The following is a 14164-nucleotide window of genomic DNA, read 5'->3' as shown; positions in this document are numbered from 1 at the left end:
GAACCTTAGGGAGTTGTGCATTCGCCATTGGAGGCCACCGCGCAGGGCGCCTGACAGCCATTAAAAACCTTCTCGATGCAGAATGAATAACTTTGTTCGGGCGCCCAATCGCGCGACTCCGGGGTTGGCGTGAGCTCGTCGGAGTACAGCTCGCGCAGATCGCGCACCAGCACGCCGTATTGATAGGGCGTTTGGGCGTCTGGCCCGTCGTGGCCCTGGAAGGAATAGAGGCAGCGGTCGCTGGTGGCGGTGCCGCCGATTGAGCCGCTGATGGCTGGATGCGTGACCGATTGCTCGTTTGGGAGCACCGTGATCCAAGGGTTGGAGCCGGTGTACACATTCATGACGGTGTCGACCGGGCCGGCGTCGACGCGGTAATGGAATTTCAGCAGACAATCCTCGCCCGGGCATGGGTGCTCGTAGCCGTACCAGTCCAGGTCGTTCTCGTAGGCGATCATGCCGGTGGTCCAGGGTTGGTTGCTGCAGCAGGACGGGTTGGCGCCGGTGCAGTCGTAGACGGGCACTGAGGCCGCGAGCTCCCGGTTTCGCCCGGTCGCGGTGTTCAGGTTGAGCTGATTGGTGAAGAGGTTTGACGGCTCGTGGGGGTCCGGGTCCTGGCGGGTGCGCACGCGCAGTCGGTATGTGGTGTCCGGGGCTGCGCCGTCGGATTGATAATCACTGACGCGCAAGAAGACCTCTGACACGGCCGGCAGCGGCGCCGCGAAGCTCGCCAGGTTCGCCGGCGGGAGCGGCTGGGTGGCGGCGCGGCACTCCGGGAAGCGCGGGTTGCACTCGTAGCGGCGCTGGGCGCGGTTCGCCCCGCAGAATCCGCTGGGCAAACACACCGACGCGCCCGCGCACAACCCCTCCGGCAGGCATTGCTCGAAGACGCCGGCGCAGTCCAGCGAGTCCTGGCAGCTAAGCTGCAAGGCGCCGCAATCGGAGTCCTGGTTGCAAGCCGAGTTGGGCTCCGGGAAGACCATCGTGACCGCCGCTTGCACCTGCGAATTGAACGCCCATTTTTCGGCGTTGGACATGCCGGAGGTGTCGAATTCGACGTGCGCCTCAAGGATGCCGCCAGTGCAATTTTGCAGCGGAACGCGGAACCAATCGTTATCCCCGGGGGCGCCGATGGTGCCGGTCATCTCGGTCCAACTGGACCAGGCGTTTGCGCAGGACAACGCGGTGCTGCTGAGCTCGGTAGCGGTGTCGGGGGTGTTATTCGGCTCGTTGGGATCGGTGTCGGTGACGAAGTCGACCGTCAACGCATAGGGCGTGTCCGGGTCGGCGTCATAGTCATCATCGTCCGACACGCTCACATAATAGGTGCCACCGTCGGGCAAGGTGATATAGCGGTCAAAGGTCGTGGCCTGCACGCGCCCGGAGCGGTTCAACTCAATGGCGAGGACGCGCCCTTCGCTGTCGCGAAGCGTGACCATCGGCTCGTAGTCGCTGATCTCGGTCTCAAAATGAATCTTGAGCAGGTTGCCGGCGGGGACCTCCAATTTGAATTGGTCGTGGTCGCCCGGACAGGTGATATAGCCCGTGACGGTTTGCCCTGAGCTGAGCGCGGTGGCGGATTCCTCGGCGTTATTCGGCTCGTTTTGGTCCTGGTCGGCGCGGGTATTGACCGTGACCGCGTAGGGGTTTCGAAGGTCCGAGGAGTCGTCGGCGGCGTCGTTGATCTGGAGCAGATAGCTGCCCGGGTCGAGGCAGTGGATATTCTGAAGCTCGGAGCCGACGCTGGTAAAGGGCGGCGCGGCCGCCACCGAGCCGGGCTTGCCAGCCTCGTTTATAGTCCACACCGTATAGTTGATCTCGACCGGGCTCAGCGGGATATCCATCGCCAGGGAGACCTCGAGGACGGTCTTATCGGCGGGGATCTCGAGCGTATACCAATCGCGATCGCCTTCCGGGCAGATATAGCCGCTCTCGGGCGTGCCAACGCCCAGGGGCACCGCTGCCTCGGGCTTGGAATGCTCGTCGCGTTGGCAACTCAGAATCCCGGCGTCGATGACAAGATCGCCCTCGCCTTCGTCTCCGCTGCACCCCACGCTCGCCATCGATGCCACTAAGAGTCCGGCTAAAAGCGACCGAAGCTCAGGGCCATTTACAATCTTCGTCAGCGTTAAAATCTGCGACCTCCACAAAATCCGACTCATCTAATTGAACGCGTCCGCTGGGCGGATTTCGATAATTTCCATCGGGATAATAATTCGCCATCACACACGCCACCCGGTAGCGGGCAAAAGAGTTTGGCGAGTCAAACGCGACGCCGCCGGCATAGACCAGGATGCGATTCCAGCCGTTTCCGGGATAGGTCGCCGCGGGGTTCTCGAGCGTCGGTAAGAGCGTGATATTCTCGACTTTAAACGTATAGCAGGTGCGCCCGGCGTCGATGCCGGTCTTGTTAAGCTCGTATTGGTAGGCGCCGCGTGAGCGGGTCTCGGAGTCGTCGCAGAGCGGGTCGGTATTGCTCAGGACCTCGATGCCATTGGACGTGCTGTCGGCGTCGAGGTCGCCGTTGAGGTCGTTCTCGACCGGGCTGGTGCCGAAGCGAACCTCGATGCGGTCGGGCAAGCCGTCGGCGTCGGAGTCCACGCCGTTTTGCGCGCTGCCGTAAAAGACCTCTTCGCAGTCGTTGAGCCCGTCGTTGTCGCTGTCTTCATAGTCGCAGCGCCCGTCATTATTGAGGTCGGGACAATCGCAAAAGCCGTCGGCGTCAAGATCAACGCAGTCGCTTCCGATGTCATCGACACAGGTCAGGTTCGGGTCGTCCACGCAATCGCAAATGCCATCACTATTGGCATCAAAGAGGCATTCACAGACGCCGTTTTCGTCGGGGTTTTCGCAGACTTCGGGCACGTAGCAGCGCGCGTCTGACGGGTCGAGCAGGTCGAAGCCCGACTCGCGGTAGCTCCACTCCAAAAAGTCACTCAGGCCGTCGTCATCGGTGTCGGGCACCAGTGGGTCGCTGCCCAGGGCGAGTTCTGCCATATCGGAGAGGCCGTCGCCGTCGGTGTCCGACAGCGGCTCGCCGCACCCCGGATAGCCGTCGCCGTTGATGTCGCTAAAGCTGTAGGGATGAAGGGTCGGCACGACGACTTCTTCGACATCGCTGTCTGCGCCGGCGTCACCATCGGCGTCCGATTCTTCAGAGACGTCCGCGCCTGCGTCATCCTCGGTGATATCGCCGTCGCCTGCGTCTGGCGTCGGCTCTTCTTCGACAGGCTCCGGTTTCTTGGCCCACTCAGGGATCTGAGCGACGCTGAGCACCGCGTTCTGGTTGGTGCCGATGAGCGCGCGCAGCGTGAAGATGCGCTTCAACACCGTAAAGTCGACGAAGAGAAAGTTGAGCTGCTCGCCGTTGGGGAAGCTGCGGAAATTCCCGCCGCCGACGTCGGCCATGCCCTGCAAAAGCGAGGTGGCTTGCTCATTAAAGGTCGCGTTTTGTGAGGCGAGGTAGGCGGTGTGAAAGCCGAATTTTCCGACCTTAAAGGTCTCGGTCAACTCGCGAAGCGCCTCGACCGCCTCCAGGATATTCTCGTTGGAGTTGCCGCGGTCCTCGGTGGAGTCGACGTCCGGCAGGCCGTCGGACAAGAAGATCACCTGGTAATTGCTCAGCGGCAGGCTCTCCTGCTCTGCCTGGACCAGCTCGGTGCGGATCTCGTAATAGGCCTCGCCTAAGGCGTTGATATAGTTGGTGGTTCGGTCGGTGACGCCGAGGGCCTGGGTGGCCTGGCTTAGGCGCGCGCGGTCGGCGCTAAAATAGGTGTCGACCGCCCCGTCGCCGTTGAGGTCAGTGCCGGTGAGGGGCTGGGCCTGCGAGGAGAATCGGATCACGCTAAAGCGCGCGCCGGCCGCGCCCTGGTCGAGCAAGCGGGTCCAGGTCTCGCGCACCGCGCGCTCGCGGCCGGTTTCGCCGGTGATAGGGTCCGGCGGGTCGGTGATCTCCATGGAGACCGAGCTGTCGACCACGAAAATTACGCGCAGCGGAAAGGTCAGCGTCTCCGGGTCCAGCGTGCAGATTTCGCCGGAGATGGCCAACTTATCGTCGCGTTGCAGCGCCGCCTTGGCGGGCAACTTCTCCAGCTTCGCGTTGGTGCAGCCGGTGACGAGAAATAGGCCGATAAAGAGAAGATAAATTGGGGCGATTCCGCGCATCATTGGGACTCCTCCGATGCGGCGGCGTCGATACCCGGGCAGGTCTGGCAGGCGCTCTCAATCTTGTCGATAAAGTCCTCGAGCAGGTCAAATTCCCAGGGGCGATGGCAATCGCGGTCGGGTCTGAAATTCTGAATCGGCACGAATAGCGCGTGCGGGTGATGCGGGATCTTCGGGGTCAGGTCGCCCTGCACCGTCGACTCAATCAGCGTGATGAGCTCTTCCTGCGGGTAGAGCCGTGTTTGAAGCGCGATCTTCGGCGGCATGCAGGTCTCGACCACCTCGGTGATGGCGTCGCGGGTCAGCGGCGCCTCGGGGTCGAAATAGGCGCAGGACTCGAGCCCCTCAAAGGCTGTAGCGAGTCGCTCGCGCACGCCCTCGAGGGCTTCGACGGAGGTGTCGATGACGCCGGATTGCGGACTTTTGAGATTCGCGCCATCGTAAAATGCCTCGAAGCACGCCACCCGGGTCTCGCCGGTGGCCCCGCCGACGCGCGCCGGGCGCTCGTCGGTGTAGATCAGCACCCGGTTTCGCCCGCGTTGGCGCGGCACCGGCGTGACGACCAGCGGGATGCGGCGGATATCGTAATCATAGCAATGGCGCTCGTCGGAGCGCGGGTCTTCGGGGGTGGAGTCGGCGCGGTCGACCTGCATCAGGCCGCGGTCTTCGAGGCCGTAGATGATATGCTGGTCGCGGTAGACTTCCGGGTCGGCGAAGTTGGGTGACGTGCCGCCGTAGATTTCGTCGGCGTTGGTGACGCCGTCGAAGTCGAGGTCGCCGTGGGCGTCGGCGATCAGCGGGTCGGTGCCGTTGAGCATCTCATACCAATCCCAGATGCCATCGCCGTCGGTATCGGGCAGCAATGTGCTGGTGCCCAAGAACGCTTCTTCGCAGCCGTTGAGCCCGTCGCCGTCGCGGTCTTCGTCATCATCGCAGGCGATGGCCGGGCGGTTGGCGTCGGTGAGCGAAAAGCCCTCGGCGCGGTGGATATACTCGAAGAGATCGCCGTAGCCATCGCCGTCGGTGTCCCATTTGTGCGGGTCGGAGTTGAGCTCGCGCTCCAGGCGGTCGGAGAGCCCGTCGCCGTCGGTGTCGACCTCGAGCGCGGCGGCGTCGCGGCGCGCGTTGGTATTGGTGGCCATCATTGAGGTGAGCGTCTGCTCGGCCTTAAGCGAGGTGATGTCGAATTGCAAAAAGTCGTCGTTCTCCCGATTCAGGTTTACGTCGCGAAAGGTCCCCTCCCCTTGCATGGCCATCTCGCGCAGCAGGGACTCGGCCTGGGTCTTCTCGTAGCCGAAGGAAGCAGACGCGTCCGGGCAGACCTGGTTGACGACTTCCTGGGGCGAAAAAAGCAGGACGGTGTTCATCACGAGCCCACCGACCGAATAGGTCTCCTTGAGGCTAAGCAACTCCTCGATGCGCCGGCGGATTTGCCCCGGTTGATTATACGCGGGGCAGCGCCCGGTCATATCGACGTAGACGTCGTCGGGGACCTCTTCGGTGGTGTTGCACACACCGTAGAGATTGTCGGGATGCAGGGAGTTATCCTCGATATTTGCGCAGTCTGGGTCTTGGGAGTCGATGAGGCCGTCGCCGTCGTTGTCGATGCCGTCACTGCAGGTCGTGCGGTCATCTTCGCAGCCGGCGTTGCAGCGCGGCTCGGGGACGCCGTCGCTGACAAAGACGACCTGGTAGCGAGTGCGCGCGCGCTCGGCCGGGCCGACGTCGAGCATATCGCTCTCGAGCACGCGAATCGCCGTGGCCAGCGCGCCCTGGTAATCGGTGGCAGGTCCCAGGCCCTGGTTGGGGTCGAGGAATTCGGCGACGTCGTCGCGATTGCGGGTGAACTCAACCTGGCGTGACCAGGAGGAGAACCCGATAAAGGCGAATTCGGTATTTGGGTTTGCCCGCAGCGTGTTGACCGATTTCCGCAGGGCAGCGAAGCGGTTCTGCCCGCTGTCGGTGCACTGCAGGGAGGCCGACTGGTCGATGAGGTAGAGCACCTTAACTGGAAAGGTCACCTCGCCGCTTCGCTCGGTGCAGAAGCGCCCTTTGACGCGCAGGTTATCATCGAGGGAGGCGAGCACCTGAGGCGCCTGCTTCTGCAGTCGGGCCTCGGTGCACCCGGCGAGCGCAGTGATGCAGCCGACGGCAGCCAGGACTGCCAAGCGTGTCCACGGCGTCATATAATCCGCCTTATTCATCCTCTACTACTCCCGGCGTCGTGATGTTTTCATCGAGCTGATATGTCTTGCAGTATGACATTGATAAATGGCGAGGGTAAGGGGAAGTTGGGGCGTTCCTAAGAAAAAGGGTGGCCGAGCCGGGAAGGACCCCGGATCGACCACCCTTTTTTAGCTATCAGCGCATTTGATACCGATCATTACACCCACAAGAGAGTGACCTCGAGCTTAGTTGCGTCGGCGCAGGAAGAACGCACCGCCCAAGAAGAAGAGCAGCCCAGCCGCGCCCTGCGGGATGCCGTGGCCGGTGGTCGATGCGCCGCAGCCCGAACCCTTCGAGCCCGACGTCGGGGTGACCGGGTCGCCATTGGCGGTGACGCTGAGTTCGTATTGGGCCGTTTCGTTAATCACGCCGGATTCGCTATCCTCGAAGATCGTCTCGGCGACCACGCGAATGCGATACTCACCGGGAAGGTCGGCCACAAATCGCGGCTCCATATCCTTCATATAGCGATATTCAAACGGGGTCGAAACGGTCACCGAGCCGTGTGCATCCTCGACTGTCGCGCTGGAGCCCTGCGGGCCGTCAATGACCTGCCAGGTGTAGCGCATCGCCTGGTTTTTGCGGTTTGCGAAGAGTCGCAGTCGCACCGATTCGCCCGTGGAGACCACGGGGGAGACGCCGTAAACCTGGAAGGCCGCGACCGGATCCAGGCAACTGTCTTCGTCGCCCATCACCACGTAGCAGAAGTCGGGGTCACACGCGTCGCCGACACCGTCTCTGTCCGCGTCGGCCTGGTCCGGGTTCACCACCGAGGGGCAGTTATCGGAGTGGTTTTGCAGGCCGTCGCCGTCGATATCCGGGTCACAGGCATCGCCCACGCCGTCACCGTCGAGGTCTTCCTGATTCTCATTGGCGTGTTGGGGGCAATTGTCTTCGAAGTCGTCGATGCCGTCGCCGTCAGCGTCGGGGAAGCACTCGCTTTGCTGGTCGGCGTTGGGCTCGTCGAGGTTGGCGATCATCGGGCAGGGATCGGTCAGGTTCGGCAGGCCATCGCCGTCGATATCCGGGTCACACGCATCACCGACACCGTCGCCGTCGGTGTCGGCCTGGTCGGGGTTGGGGACCATCGGGCAATTGTCTTCGCCATTGCTGACGCCGTCGCCGTCCATGTCGTCATCGCAGGCGTCGCCCTTTCCGTCACCGTCGATATCGGATTGGTCCGGGTTGGCGACGTCTAAGCAATTGTCGCAGGCGTCGCCGATGCCGTCGCCGTCGCCGTCTGCCTGGTCGACGTTACTGTCGTGCGGGCAGTTATCACTATTATCTTCGATGCCGTCGTCATCATAATCATCGGCGAATTGGTAGGTGTCGCCGAGGTCGGTGTTGGCGACCAGGATGCTGCCGCCACCGCCGCCGCCACCGCCGCCGCTTTGCTCGGGCGTGCCGCAGTCGCCGAAGTTATTATCGCACTCATAAGGCGGCGCATCGCTGCCGTCCTGGGCGAACGCGACCGAGCCGAAGCCCGCTGATAATGTGAATAATAACGAGATAGCAAAAGTTGTCCTGCGCTTCATATTCGCTCCGATCATTTAATGGTCAATGCTTTCGCGCTGCCCGTGACACGGGAACGCAGGTCATTTTGATTCAGGTCAAGACTTATCGCCCGGCATTCAACATCTGTTCTATCTGTTCACAAAGTATCAACTGGCCTCTGCACCCACAAGTGTATTGGGGCTGCGCGGCTATAAATTTCGGGCCTTTGGGGGCCTGAATGCCCAGATCGCGTTGGAAAATGCGCGGTGATCGTCGCCTGAAAATATTTTCGAAATATATGCCTTGTGGGCACCATTGCACTAAAAACCTGACAAGCACGATCAAAGATGCTAACCATGCCGTGTTAGACGACTAGGCGATTTTGGCCTTTTATATACCGACAAAAGGAGACCCCATGGGCGCGATTTCAGGAACCCTTTCTTATAAAGTTTTTTATGTTCAAGGTGAGATTCCCGAGGACTGGCAAGAGCGTTTTGTTCACGCGGTTGAGCAGCACGCCTTTGGCCCGCTTGAGCCCGACGACGATGAGGACGAGTCGATCGGTTGGGTCGTGGTCGACCGCCCGCTGCAGAGCCAGATTGACCTGCACGCGATGCTCTTTGACCACTTCATCAACCTGAGCCTGCGCCAGGACCGCTACGCGGTGCCCTCCGGCTTGCTCAACGCGCATTTTGAGGAAGCTGTGCGCGAATATATGCTCGAGAATAAGAAGCGCAAGCTGTCGAAATTTGAGAAAGACGACATCAAAGAGATGGTGAAGCGTCGGCTCAAAGAGAAGCAATATCCGCGCATGCGCATCACCGATATGAGTTGGGATATGCGCAGCGGTCGGGTGCGTTTTTGGAGTCACTCCAATAAGACCTGTGAGCTCTTCCAGGGATTCTTTGAAGACACCTTCGGCCTGCAAATCCTGCCGGCGAATCCGTATATCAACGCGGTCGAGGCGGGGCTGGCCGAGGAAGATATCGAAGCGCTTAAGATGGTCGAGCCGAGCAACTTCGTCGGCGTGGAGCTTTCATAAGGGGCGCGCGGGGCTTTGCCCTTTGCCGAAATAATGCGTCTTTTGCACCCAAAATTTTCTCGCACCTTTACGGATATATCTCATGGATTTAATCGATCTTATTAATAGTCGCTCCTTTCTGGGCAGCGAGCTTCTGATGTGGCTCTGGTTCAAGGCGGAGTGCTTTGACGGGGTCTTCGACATGCAGAGCGGCGACCGCGTCGAGCTGTCTTTCGACGACCAGCTGACGCTCGAAGCGTATATGGCCGAGACCGAGCGCAACTCGTTTCGCGGCGGCGCTCCGGCCTTCTCGCCGGAGGCCAAGACAGCCTTGCGCGAGGGCAAACGCGTGCAGTCGGCCAAATTATGCGTCATCAAAGAAGGTCGTGAGTGGGCCTTCCGCGTCAAGGCCGAGACCCTGGGCTTAAGCGGCGTGAAGATCCCGTCGCTGCTGAGCAAAGAAGAGAACGAGCAATTCTACGAGCGCATGTACCTGCTCGACGAGCTCGAAGAGATCCTCGACGCGCTGTACCGCGAGTTCCTCGAGATCCGCCTCTCCACCGCCTGGCAGGAAGTGATGCTGCCGGCGATGCAGGCCTGGATTAAGAGCGACGAGCTGATGACGCCGACGAGCTATCCCGACGCCGACTCGCTCAAGGCCCCGCTCATCAGCGCCAAAGCAGGCGCGGCGAGCAAGCCGGCCGCCGAACCTGCAGAAGCTGCGCCGGCTGAGTAAGCAGTAGACGCAGCATATCAGCACCAAAAAAGGCGCCGAAGGTCCCGGGAGTATCCCGGCCTTCGGCGCCTTTTTTGTTTTATCAACGCGAGTTTAATCGCTGGGCTTAGCCCTCTACCTGACAGGTGCTCGAGCAGCCGTCGCCGCTGATGGCGTTGCCGTCGTCACAGGCTTCGTTGTCCTGGACGATGCCGTCCCCGCAGCGTGCGGCGAGCTTGCAGTCCGGCGTGCAGGTGCCGTAGCTGCCGTCATTGGTGCCGTCGTCGCACTCTTCGCCGAAGAGGCTGTCGACCGCGCCGTCGCCGCAATAAGCGGGTCGGCGGCAATCCGGCGCGCAGCCGTTCTCGCCGTAGAGGTCCTGGTTCACGCCGTTGTCACATTGCTCCATCTCGGGGTCGAGGTCGCCGTCGCCGCAATACGGCCCGCGCGAGCAATCCGCGTTGCATCCGCCATAGGAGCCGTCGTTGACGCCGTCGTCGCAGGCCTCGTCGCGCGTCTGGATGCCGTCGCCGCAGATGCTCTCGCATTCGGTGGTGACGTTGACGAAATTGCCCAGCGTGAGCGTGTAATTTGAGCCGGTGGAGTGGCGCTCGGCCTGGAAGACCGCGACCTCGTAGAGCGCGTCATCTTGCAGCCCAAGCGCGGCCTTTTGCGCGTCCAAATCCACCGTTCCATCGACGCGCGCGTGCAGCCCGCCCAGGTCAAGGGCGAGCTGCTTGTTGATGAAGACCCAGAGGTCATCGTCGCCGCTGAACGTCAGCACCTGGCCGGGACGGTAGACGAACCAATAGCGCACCTCACTGGTGAACGCGTAGTTATGATTGGCGCCAAAGCCCGGCTCAAAACCGTAGCCCAGCCCGTCCAGCGGGAAGAACTCGGTATTGCTATATTGGAAAGTTCCGGGTGAGATTTCGCTCAGGGTCATCGACTGCACGAAGGTCTGATTGACCCCGGGGACGTCGCGATACCATTGGTAGAAGGTCGCGGCGCTGGTGAGCATCCCGCGAGGCGCGAGGAATTCGGGCTTACCGTCGGCGTCCAGCAGGTCTTTGACCATCCCGGTGGTCGCGCCGCTGCCGCTGAAATGCTCGAAGTCCGGATGGTCGATGGAGAAGTCTCTTAAGACCAGCGGGAGCGTCAACTCATCGACCTCCTGAGTGACGTCGTTGCACACAAAACCGGGCTCGACGGTGCAGGTCGGGCTGCAGCCGTCACCGGGCGTGGTATTTCCGTCCTCGCACTCTTTTGAGGAGCCGGCCAGGCGGATGCCGTCGCCGCAGGATGAGCTGCACGCGCCGCCGCCGTCCGGGCAGGTGGGCTCGAGGGTGCAGAACGGCGTACAGCCGTCGCCGAGGTCGTTATTTCCGTCGTCGCAGGCCTCACTGCCCTGGCGGATGCCGTCGCCGCAGACCGTGGCGACGCAGCTCGCGCCGCCGGCGCTGCAGGTGAACCCCGGCTCGATTTTGCAGAGCGCATCGCAGCCGTCCCCGGCTGTGTTATTTCCGTCGTCGCACTCTTCATTGCCGGCGACTACGCCGTCGCCGCAGCGCGCCGCCTCGCACGGCTGGCCGGGAATCTGGCAGCGCCATCCCGGCTCTGGCTGGCAGTTGGAGTCACAGCCATCGCCGGCGATCAGGTTGCCGTCGTCACATAATTCGGCGCCGCCGATTTGGCCGTCGCCGCACACCACATTCGAGGTGCAGGCGCCGCCGCCAAAGGGGCATTCGAACCCGGTCTCCGCGCGACACGTCGCGCTGCAGCCATCGCCCGAAATATTATTCCCGTCGTCGCATTCCTCGCCGCGCACCTGAATGCCGTCGCCGCAGCCGGCGGGCACGCAGGGCTCACCGGGGACCAGGCATTGGTAGCCGGTCTCGACCTGGCAAGCGAAGTCGCAGCCGTCGCCGTTTCGTCGATTTCCGTCGTCGCATTGCTCATCGCCGGCGATGATCGCGTCGCCGCAGGACGCCGCTTCGCAGGCCTCGCCCGCGTCTGGACACGCCCAGCCGGTTTCGATCTGGCAGCTTGAGTCGCAGCCGTCGCCCGAGTCGGTATTCCCGTCATCGCAGGCTTCGTTCCCCGAGACCACGCCATCGCCGCAGACATCTCCGGCGTCGACCGCGTCGGACGCGTCGCCGCCATCCGAGGCGTCCTCACCCGAGCCCGCGTCGTCTTCACCGCCGCCGTCTTCGTCCCGCGTATCTTCGCCGCCGGCGCCATCTTCAATGATGTCCGAAAGCCCGCCGCTATCGGCCTGGCGAACGTCTTGCGAAGGGTTGGGGCTGATCGTCCCGCTCGCGGTACCATCGAAACTGCAACCTGCTGGCCAGAGCAAACAAGCGGCCAAAAATACACCCAAATAACGTAATCTCATGGCTTCGATGTCCGAGGGGAAAAAGTTCTAAAGAGGCTGTAGTTCGGCCTTCATTGCGGATATCGTATCTTTATACGGCTTATTATTAAAGACCCCGCTTCCGGAGACGAGGACATTGGCGCCGGCCTGATAGATCTCGGCGATATTGTTGAGCTTTACGCCACCATCGACCTGAATCGGCATATCATCGATGCCGTGGCGGGCGAGCCGCTCCTTCACGTCTTTGAGCTTGCGCATGGTTTGCGGAATGAAGGATTGCCCCCCAAAACCGGGGTTCACGCCCATGATGAGGATCATGTCGAGGTCCTCGATAATATAGTCGAGCACATCGAGGGAGGTCGACGGGTTGATGGCCAGCGAGGCGAGGCCGCCGGCGGCGTGGATTTCCTGAATAACGCCGTGTGAGTGAACCGTCGCCTCGGGGTGAAATGAGACCGAGTCCGCGCCCGCCTCGACGAATTTCGCCGCGTAGAGGTCGGGGTTCGAGATCATAATATGGACGTCCAGGAAGGTGTCCGGAAACTCCGCGCGAAGCGCCTCGACCACCGGCAAGCCGATGGTGATATTCTCGACGAAATGCCCGTCCATCACGTCGATATGCAGCAGGTCCGCGCCGCCATCGATTACGGCCTGGCACTCCTCGGCCAGGCGGGTGAAGTTCGCCGATAAGATCGACGGGGCGAGCAGCGGCTGGTGGGCGGGGAGCGCGTTGGGGCGTCTTTTGTGGCGATGCGTCATGAGAATATCTCCGAAAGAATCGTTCAGCGACGGCGAAGGCGCGCGGCGAAGAAGCCGTCGGTGCCGTGCTCCAGGGGATTCAGAAAAAGTTGCCCGTCGTCATTGAGATAAGGCGCCCAATCAATCTGCGCGCCCGGGCCCTCAGTGGGCGGCCCGATAAGCTCGAACTCGGGGTGTTCTTCTAAAAAGCTTGCGACCTGCCCCGCTCCCTCTTCGCGCGTAAAGGTGCACACGCTATAGGCGAGGATGCCGCCGCTTTTGGTCAGGCCGGCGGCGACTTCGAGCAGCTTCTTTTGGATCTCGGCGAGCTCGATAATGTCGGACTTCTCGCGACGCCAACGGGTTTCTGGGTGGCGGCGAATCACGCCGAGCCCGCTGCAAGGCGCGTCGAGCAGGACCAGGTCGAATTCCTTGGGCGCATCGCGCGTGGCGTCGGCGTCAATATAGCCCTGGAGCTCCTGTTTATGCGTGGCGATGCGCGGCAGGAGTCCGGTTTGCTCGGCGGATTCCCGGAGCATCTGCAGCTTCGATTGCACCGGGTCGACCGCGTTGACCGTACCGGTTTGGCCAACCAGATCGGCCAGATGCAGGGTTTTGCCGCCGAGGCCGGCGCAGGCGTCGAGCACGCTCATGCCCTCGTTTGCGCCCGTATAATACCCGATAAGCTGGCTTCCCAGGTCTTGCACGACCCACTCGCCCTGCTCCAGGCCCTTGCGCACCGTGTCGTCAATCGACTCGGCCAGATACGCGCCAGGAATCGCCGGGTGATCGCCAAATTGAGCTGGCGACACGCCTTCGGGGAGCTTTGATTCGTCGGCGGAGTCGATGGCTTCGATCTTTCGCAGATACAGCGGCGGTCGCTCCGCGAAGGATGCGGCCATCGCCTCGGCGTGGCGCAGCCCCCAGGTCTGCAACATCCGATGGCCCAGCCAATTGGGGATGGAATAGCGCTGCCCGATATAGCGGGATGGCTTCTTCTTGCGGTCCTCGTCGCGCCACCATTGAATCGGTTCCTCCTGGCGCAAAAGGTTGCGCAACACCCCGTTGACCAGGCCACTGGCGCGCCGATGCGGGCCGGCTTTGACGATCTCGACGGCCTGATTGACCGCCGCGTGCGGCGGGATGCGGTCCAAAAATACGATCTGGTAGACCGCCAGGCGCAGCGCGACGCGCACCGACAAATCGAGGGAGGCGACCCCGCTGGCGAGAAATTGCCCCAGGATTGTGTCGAGCGAGCGCTGCCAGGTCAGCGTGCCGTAGACCAGCTCGGTCGCCAGGCCGCGGTCGCGCGCGTCCAGGTTGCTTCGGCGCAGCGCGGCGTCCAGCGAGATATGACTATAGGCATCTTCTTCTTCGATGCCCTCCAATACTTCTTGTGCGAGTTGGCGGGGCATCAGGTACGTCCTCGAAG

At 62.1% G+C, this 14164-nt stretch carries 9 protein-coding genes; 2 read left to right on the top strand and 7 right to left on the bottom strand.

The genetic code is table 11. The annotated features are described in order from the left end of the window. Window positions 1–5 precede the first annotated feature (5 nt). The 4 genes from DN745_RS08010 to mtsC form a co-directional block, all read right to left on the bottom strand. Entirely contained in the window at window positions 6–2072 is a 2067-nt protein-coding gene (locus DN745_RS08010) for a hypothetical protein (RefSeq protein ID WP_133621979.1), read from the bottom strand. A gap of 28 nt (window positions 2073–2100) precedes the next feature. Further along, window positions 2101–4167: a hypothetical protein gene (locus DN745_RS08005; RefSeq protein ID WP_111333656.1), complete on the bottom strand. Its 2067-nt coding sequence runs from the start codon at window positions 4165–4167 to the stop codon at window positions 2101–2103. After that, complete coding sequence (locus tag DN745_RS08000; protein ID WP_162687538.1) at window positions 4164–6350, bottom strand: vWA domain-containing protein; 2187 nt, start codon at window positions 6348–6350, stop codon at window positions 4164–4166. The genes DN745_RS08005 and DN745_RS08000 overlap by 4 nt, the downstream gene beginning before the upstream one ends. Before the next feature lie 225 nt (window positions 6351–6575). Continuing rightward, window positions 6576–7925 carry a cell-cell cohesion MYXO-CTERM protein MtsC gene (gene mtsC / locus DN745_RS20220; RefSeq protein WP_204355115.1) on the bottom strand — a complete coding sequence of 450 codons (1350 nt, stop codon included), beginning with the start codon at window positions 7923–7925 and terminating at the stop codon, window positions 6576–6578. Window positions 7926–8299: 374 nt separating this feature from the next. Here mtsC and rdgC point away from each other — a divergent pair, with 374 nt between their 5' ends. Further along, the gene (gene rdgC / locus DN745_RS07990) at window positions 8300–8926 is read left to right on the top strand and encodes a recombination-associated protein RdgC (RefSeq protein ID WP_111333650.1); all 627 of its coding nucleotides are present in this window, start codon (window positions 8300–8302) and stop codon (window positions 8924–8926) included. 82 nt (window positions 8927–9008) lie between these two features. Then, window positions 9009–9641 (top strand): hypothetical protein, encoded by a 633-nt coding sequence (locus DN745_RS07985; RefSeq protein ID WP_111333648.1) that lies wholly within the window; start codon window positions 9009–9011, stop codon window positions 9639–9641. Window positions 9642–9747: 106 nt separating this feature from the next. On the opposite strand, the gene DN745_RS19545 is transcribed toward DN745_RS07985, so the two are convergent. Genes DN745_RS19545 through rsmB form a run of 3 tightly spaced genes read right to left on the bottom strand, consistent with a single transcriptional unit; the run spans window position 9748 to window position 14147 of the window. Then, window positions 9748–12015 (bottom strand): DUF4215 domain-containing protein, encoded by a 2268-nt coding sequence (locus tag DN745_RS19545; protein WP_204355114.1) that lies wholly within the window; start codon window positions 12013–12015, stop codon window positions 9748–9750. Window positions 12016–12042: 27 nt separating this feature from the next. After that, window positions 12043–12753, bottom strand: coding sequence for a ribulose-phosphate 3-epimerase (gene rpe, locus DN745_RS07960; protein WP_111333646.1), 711 nt, complete (start codon window positions 12751–12753; stop codon window positions 12043–12045). Window positions 12754–12776: 23 nt separating this feature from the next. Beyond that, a complete protein-coding gene (gene rsmB, locus DN745_RS07955) occupies window positions 12777–14147 on the bottom strand; it encodes a 16S rRNA (cytosine(967)-C(5))-methyltransferase RsmB (protein WP_111333644.1) in 1371 nt (456 codons plus the stop codon). Window positions 14148–14164: the final 17 nt, after the last annotated feature.

The organism is Bradymonas sediminis (assembly GCF_003258315.1).
Taxonomy (GTDB): Bacteria; Myxococcota_A; Bradymonadia; order Bradymonadales; family Bradymonadaceae; genus Bradymonas; species Bradymonas sediminis.
This window is presented reverse-complemented; position numbering and strand designations above follow the sequence as displayed.

Coding starts and splice junctions, on each gene's coding strand:
- mtsC (WP_204355115.1), bottom strand. CDS start 7,925: ATGAAGCGCAGGACAACTTTTGCTATCTCGTTATTATTCACATTATCA.
- rdgC (WP_111333650.1), top strand. CDS start 8,300: ATGGGCGCGATTTCAGGAACCCTTTCTTATAAAGTTTTTTATGTTCAA.
- DN745_RS08005 (WP_111333656.1), bottom strand. CDS start 4,167: ATGATGCGCGGAATCGCCCCAATTTATCTTCTCTTTATCGGCCTATTT.
- DN745_RS19545 (WP_204355114.1), bottom strand. CDS start 12,015: ATGAGATTACGTTATTTGGGTGTATTTTTGGCCGCTTGTTTGCTCTGG.
- DN745_RS07985 (WP_111333648.1), top strand. CDS start 9,009: ATGGATTTAATCGATCTTATTAATAGTCGCTCCTTTCTGGGCAGCGAG.
- DN745_RS08000 (WP_162687538.1), bottom strand. CDS start 6,350: ATGACGCCGTGGACACGCTTGGCAGTCCTGGCTGCCGTCGGCTGCATC.
- rpe (WP_111333646.1), bottom strand. CDS start 12,753: ATGACGCATCGCCACAAAAGACGCCCCAACGCGCTCCCCGCCCACCAG.
- rsmB (WP_111333644.1), bottom strand. CDS start 14,147: ATGCCCCGCCAACTCGCACAAGAAGTATTGGAGGGCATCGAAGAAGAA.